At 39.5% G+C, this 2,608-nt stretch carries 3 protein-coding genes; 2 read left to right on the top strand and 1 reads right to left on the bottom strand.

Translation table 11 applies throughout. The features are described from left to right. A partial coding sequence (locus ACOVQ4_RS09650) for an AraC family ligand binding domain-containing protein (RefSeq protein WP_421820442.1) occupies positions 1–628 on the bottom strand: 628 nt, incomplete at its 3' end. A 205-nt stretch (positions 629–833) separates the two neighbouring features. Here ACOVQ4_RS09650 and ACOVQ4_RS09655 point away from each other — a divergent pair. Next, a complete protein-coding gene (locus ACOVQ4_RS09655; RefSeq protein WP_421820443.1) occupies positions 834–2,012 on the top strand; it encodes a 4-hydroxybenzoate 3-monooxygenase in 1,179 nt (392 codons plus the stop codon). A gap of 19 nt (positions 2,013–2,031) precedes the next feature. After that, positions 2,032–2,608: alpha/beta fold hydrolase (locus ACOVQ4_RS09660; protein ID WP_421820444.1), on the top strand; the 577-nt coding region annotated here is incomplete at its 3' end.

Here is a 2,608-nt window from a genome sequence, read left to right on the forward strand (position 1 = left end):
GCGTAATACTTTTTTGAGGACTGTAAGATTCTTTAATACTTTTGACAAAGTTTCGATAAATCGACAAACTACGCTGATTACTAACTAGTTTCTGGTCGTTTTGAGCATTAGCTAAACGGAAAATTTCGATACTAACCATTCCTAATGTAGTTTGTATCGAAAAGTTTTTTTCTGGATAATTATTGTTTTCTTCTTCTCTAATTTCCTCTATTAATCTCTTGATTTTCTGAAAGTTATTCTGTTTTTTCTCAAGAGAAAGACAAGTCATTTCCTGAAAAGTTAGGCTAATCGTGGGTGCCGTTTGCAACAATCTATCCCAATAAGACGACGATACCGTAAGTACGATTCCCGATAAACCTGCTACAAATTCGAATCCGTGTAGGGTATTAGGCGGAATTACCACTAGAGTCATACCTTGTGTTTGCCAAGTATGATGTGCACTCATAATTTTGGCCTCACCGTCTTCCAGACAAAATATTTGCCACAAATCGGTATGAATGTGCGATTCGATTTGCCAATTATGGAGTTGGCTTCTTGCCTCCAAAGGTTCGCAATGCACAAAGTCGGGCAACCAACGTCGTTGTGCATCGCCATAAAGCCCCGAATAATTGATAATCTTATTTTTCATTCGATAGTTCTGTAGAGATATAACCTTTTCAAGGTAAACTATTTATATTTTTAGCTCACAAGGTAATAATAATGTTTATTTTGTCCAAATAATACCGTATTTCGTCCAAAAATAAACCTGTAAGTGCCCTCTATCTTTGTTTCATCAATGAGATTCTGGCCAGTCTTTAAATCATATTTAACAGAAAATCTATCATAAACTCACGATGAAGCACTCAACCAAAGTCGGTATCATTGGAGCAGGCCCTGCTGGCCTTACGCTTGCCTTATTACTTCAAAAAAGAGGAATCGATTGTATAATTCTTGAAAACCGAAGTCGCCAATATGTAGAATCACGCGTTCGAGCAGGTTTGTTGGAACAAAATACGGTTGATTTAATTCGTGAACTAGGTGCTTCAGAACGTCTTGATAAAGAGGGACTTGAGCATCATGGAGTTTATTTGAGCTTTAATGGAGTCCGTCAGCGTGTTCCATTTAAGGAGTTAACAGGCGGGAGATGCATCACCATTTATGGACAGCAAGAAGTAGTCAAAGACTTGATTCAGGCCAACTTAGATAGAGGAATTGAAATTCTTTTTGAAGCTCATGCCAAGCATATCGAAGGTATCGAAAGCGACAATCCAAGTATTTTTTACCAACATAATGGCGAAGAACATGAGTTGACTTGCGACTTTGTAGCGGGTTGTGATGGCTATCATGGTATTGGGCGTCAGCATTTACCCAAAGATTCTTACAACGAATTTAGAATCGAGTATCCTTTTAGTTGGCTAGGTATTTTGGCCAATGTTGCACCATCGTCAGACGAACTCATTTATGCTTATCATGAAAGAGGTTTTGCATTGCATAGCCTTCGTTCTGAGACAGTTAGCCGCTTATATATTCAAGTAGATAACGATGATACCGTAGATAATTGGTCGGATGAAAAAATCTGGGAAGAGCTATCTATCCGCTTGGGCACAGAGGGCTGGAACTTACAAAGTGGCCCCATTTTCGAAAAAAGCATTACGCCCATGCGTAGCTTCATGATTGATAATATGCAACACGGACGCTTGTTTTTGGCGGGTGATGCCGCTCATATTGTACCACCTACAGGTGGGAAAGGCTTGAATTTGGCAGTAGCAGATATTCGTTTTCTTGCTTCTGCTTTAACTAATTGGTACGAAAATCAAGATGATAGCCTTCTTCAAAGCTATTCGCAGGACTGTTTGAGAAGAATTTGGCGTGCACAGGATTTTTCGAACTTTATGACTTATCTATTTCATAAGCAAGCGCCTCACGGTTCGTTTGAAAATTTACTCCAAAAATCAAAATTTGATTATATCGGTATCTCCAAGGCCCAGGCAACTACCATTGCCGAAAACTATGTAGGTCTGAAAGAAATTTGAAATAACCTCCTATATCTTAATGGCTAACTTCATTAATATCAATGGTTTAAATATTCATTACAAATGGATTAACCATCAGAAAGAAACCACTTTTGTTTTTATCAATTCTCTTGGTACCGACTTCAGAATCTGGGATAAAGTCGTTGAGGGCTTGGTCGATGTCGCCAATGTACTGTGTTATGACAAACGTGGGCATGGACTATCGCAAACGGCAGCTATTACGCATGGTATGCGAAGTTATTACGAAGACCTAGTTGGTTTGCTTGATGCGCTAAAAATACAACAATGTATTCCAGTTGGTTTATCTGTAGGCGGTCGAGTAGCAATGCTTTTTGCAGAACGCCACCCTGAACGAGTGCAAAAGTTGATTCTTTGTGATACAGCTCATAAAATAGGAACTTCCACCAGCTGGAATCAGCGAATCGAACATGTAAATACCGTGGGACTGGCAGGTATTTCGGATGCCGTAATGGAAAAATGGTTTCCCGAAAGCTTTCGCAATACACAAGTATCCGAGCTTATTGGGTATCGAACAATGCTTGAGAGATGTTGCCCAAAAGGCTATATCCAATGTTGTGAGGCCATTCGAGATGCAG

This window comes from Flectobacillus sp. (assembly GCF_049240685.1).
Taxonomy (GTDB): domain Bacteria; phylum Bacteroidota; class Bacteroidia; order Cytophagales; family Spirosomataceae; genus Flectobacillus.

Coding starts and splice junctions, on each gene's coding strand:
- ACOVQ4_RS09655 (WP_421820443.1), top strand. CDS start 834: ATGAAGCACTCAACCAAAGTCGGTATCATTGGAGCAGGCCCTGCTGGC.